2 protein-coding genes and 1 pseudogene are annotated in these 2,902 nt (G+C 34.0%); 1 reads left to right on the top strand and 2 read right to left on the bottom strand.

Going from position 1 to position 2,902, the window contains the following annotated elements:
• Window positions 1–30: 30 nt before the first annotated feature.
• Both CN514_RS08845 and CN514_RS08840 read right to left on the bottom strand, forming a co-directional pair.
• A complete protein-coding gene (locus CN514_RS08845) occupies window positions 31–372 on the bottom strand; it encodes a hypothetical protein (protein ID WP_286141614.1) in 342 nt (113 codons plus the stop codon).
• Between the two features lie 155 nt (window positions 373–527).
• Window positions 528–2,123, bottom strand: coding sequence for a peptide chain release factor 3 (locus CN514_RS08840; RefSeq protein ID WP_098232280.1), 1,596 nt, complete (start codon window positions 2,121–2,123; stop codon window positions 528–530).
• Window positions 2,124–2,453: 330 nt separating this feature from the next.
• Here CN514_RS08840 and CN514_RS08835 point away from each other — a divergent pair.
• Window positions 2,454–2,832 (top strand): annotated as a pseudogene (locus CN514_RS08835) (DUF3992 domain-containing protein).
• Window positions 2,833–2,902: the final 70 nt, after the last annotated feature.

Genomic DNA, 2,902 nt, shown 5'->3' with positions numbered 1-2,902 from the left:
AAAGACGCCAATTAAGGCGCAATTCACTAATTATTTTAATCCGAATTGAGCCTTCGCCATTAACTTATCGTCTTGGAACGTAAAGTTAGCGTTAGCTCCCGTTGATCCTTTACCGTTATATGTATAAAGAATCGTATATCCTGGCTTATCTTTCTCGCCAGCTTCGCTCATTACCTCGCCTTTACCGCCTATAATTTCGAATACTTGCTTCGATGTCATACCGTTTTGAATCTTATCGAACTCTGCCTTCGTTATGATAACGGCTTTACCTGTAGCTTCATGCGATTCAGTTGAATTCGAGCAGCCACTAAAGACCATTAATCCGGTAGCGATTGCGGTCCCTAAGTAGATACCTCTAATCGTTCTTTTCATCTTAAGCCTCCTAATATTTTCCATATATCCCATACTATTCGACTAGTTCATTAATTATCCTTTAAAACGTAGAAAAGCGCACTTATAAAATAGGTGAGAAGAACCTCGTCAAAAACCAACAAAAAAAGACCGAAAAAATCGGTCTTCTACGTCAATTAATCAACTTGTATTTCATTGTTAACATCAAGAGCTTCAACTAATTCTAATTCCTCATGTCGTTCTTTAAATCGATTGAACGTAAATTCATTTGCAAATAAGAATAGAGGACGTTCGAAACGGTCATATACTAGCATGTTACGCATATCTTGATATTTCTTAAGTCCTTTTACGTCATCAGTTTTAACCCATCGAGCAATATTGTAATCAACATGGTCTTTACGGATATCAGATCCATATTCATTTTTTAGACGGTATTCAAATACTTCAAATTGAAGTTGACCCACAGCACCTAAAATGACCTCATTAAATTCATTTTTATAAACTTGAATTGCACCTTCTTGAGCTAATTGCTCAACACCTTTATGGAAGTGCTTAGATTTTAATGAGTTAACTGGACTAACTCGTAAGAATAACTCAGGTGGGAAAGTAGGTAATGGCTCAAAGAATAATTTTTGTTTGCTAGTTGTAATTGTATCCCCGATTTGATAAGTACCTGAATCATATATACCAATTACGTCACCAGCATATGCACGGTCTATCGTTTCTCGATCATTTGCCATCAATTGAGTTGATTGACTTAATTTAATTTGTTTTCCTGTACGAGAAAGCATAACGTTCATTCCACGTTCAAATACGCCAGAACAAATTCGTAGAAAGGCAATACGGTCACGGTGAGCAGGATTCATATTCGCTTGAATCTTAAATATAAAACCACTAAATACTTCATCAGTTGGATTAACTTCACCATTAATTGTTTTACGAGGTCCTGGTGCAGGTGACATATCTAAGAAATGATTTAGGAATGGTGTTACCCCAAAATCGACTAAAGCTGTACCGAAGAAAACAGGAGTAAGTTCCCCAGCTCGAACTAAGTCTATATTGAATTCATTTCCTGCACCTTCTAAAAGATCAACTTCATCTCGTAAATTTTCTAAATTTGAAGGCTCTAAATGTGCTTCTAATTCAGGACCATGAACGCCATCTTGACCAAGTTTAATCACTTCATCTTTACGGAAAAGATGAACTTCATTTTCTAATCGATCATAAACACCTTCAAATTGCATTCCACTACCGATTGGCCAAGTAACGGCAACAGAAGGCATACCTAGAACTTCTTCTAGTTCTTCCATTAATTCTAATGGATCTTTAGCTTGGCGGTCTAATTTATTCATAAAGGTAAAAATAGGAATACCACGTAAACGACAAACTTGGAAAAGTTTCTTAGTTTGTGCCTCAATACCTTTTGCAGCATCAATTACCATGACTGCAGAGTCAACAGAAGTTAGTACACGATATGTATCTTCACCAAAATCATTATGACCAGGAGTATCCATAATTGATACCATTTTTTCATCGTATTCAAACTGCATAACAGAAGAAGTAACAGAAATTCCACGTTGCTTCTCGATTTCCATCCAGTCAGATTTTGCATATTTTGAATTTTTTTGAGCTTTTACAGTACCAGCTTCACGAATTGCTCCACCATGAAGTAGTAATTTTTCAGTTAAAGTTGTTTTACCAGCATCCGGGTGAGAGATGATCCCAAAAATACGGCGTTTAGCAACCTGATTAATTAATTCTTTATTTGCCATCTATTATAAAGTCCTTTCTTAATCAAAGATCATAAACAAATTTTTACATCTTATCTATTATACTAGAATTCAGCGTTTGATGAAACATTTAGTAACTAAGTTATATACAAAGTATTTCCAAGTTATGAAATAAGAATTTTCTTTTTATCGTATATTTTGTAATTTTGCATATAACATTCATTTTTTTATCTATCTTTTAAATGCTAAAACTATCACCTAGTTATGTGTGATAGATTCCTTTTTTTATGACAAATGTACAAGCATGTTCAGGACACTTTGATTACAATATGATAATGATTCATTTTATTGAAAGAAAGGAAGTAACCATAAATGGCATCATCATGTAATTGTTCAACATCTACATTAACTTGTTGTCCTGAAAAGATTTTTGTTCAAGACCAGGTATGTACACCATGGCAAGCAGTAGGAGATACAACAACCGTTACAATTCCACTTTTTAAAAATAATATTAACCAAAATATTATAGGAACTGGTTTTGTTAAGTATGAAGTAGGTTCAATTGCATCACCAATACAAATTGTATTTTTAAACTCTGCAGGAGGCACGGTTAATTCTGAGGTTGTAACATTAGGATCTAGTTTGGCATTTACAATTAGAAGATTTGATGTAATACAAGCCGTTATTCCGATTCGGAGCAGGTATATTATTTCAAGGTGAGTTTTGTATTACAACACGTTATTCTGTTTAATTGGAGAAAATGAGGCGTAACAACTGTTAATTTAAATTTACAAAAGTTTATAAAAATATCACAATTTGTT

The organism is Bacillus sp. AFS001701, from assembly GCF_002559405.1.
In the GTDB taxonomy this organism is placed as follows: domain Bacteria; phylum Bacillota; class Bacilli; order Bacillales; family Bacillaceae_G; genus Gottfriedia.
This window is presented reverse-complemented; position numbering and strand designations above follow the sequence as displayed.

Bases quoted from the DNA above. Each gene is read 5' to 3' on its own strand.
- CN514_RS08845 (WP_286141614.1), bottom strand. From the start codon at position 372: ATGAAAAGAACGATTAGAGGTATCTACTTAGGGACCGCAATCGCTACC.
- CN514_RS08840 (WP_098232280.1), bottom strand. From the start codon at position 2,123: ATGGCAAATAAAGAATTAATTAATCAGGTTGCTAAACGCCGTATTTTT.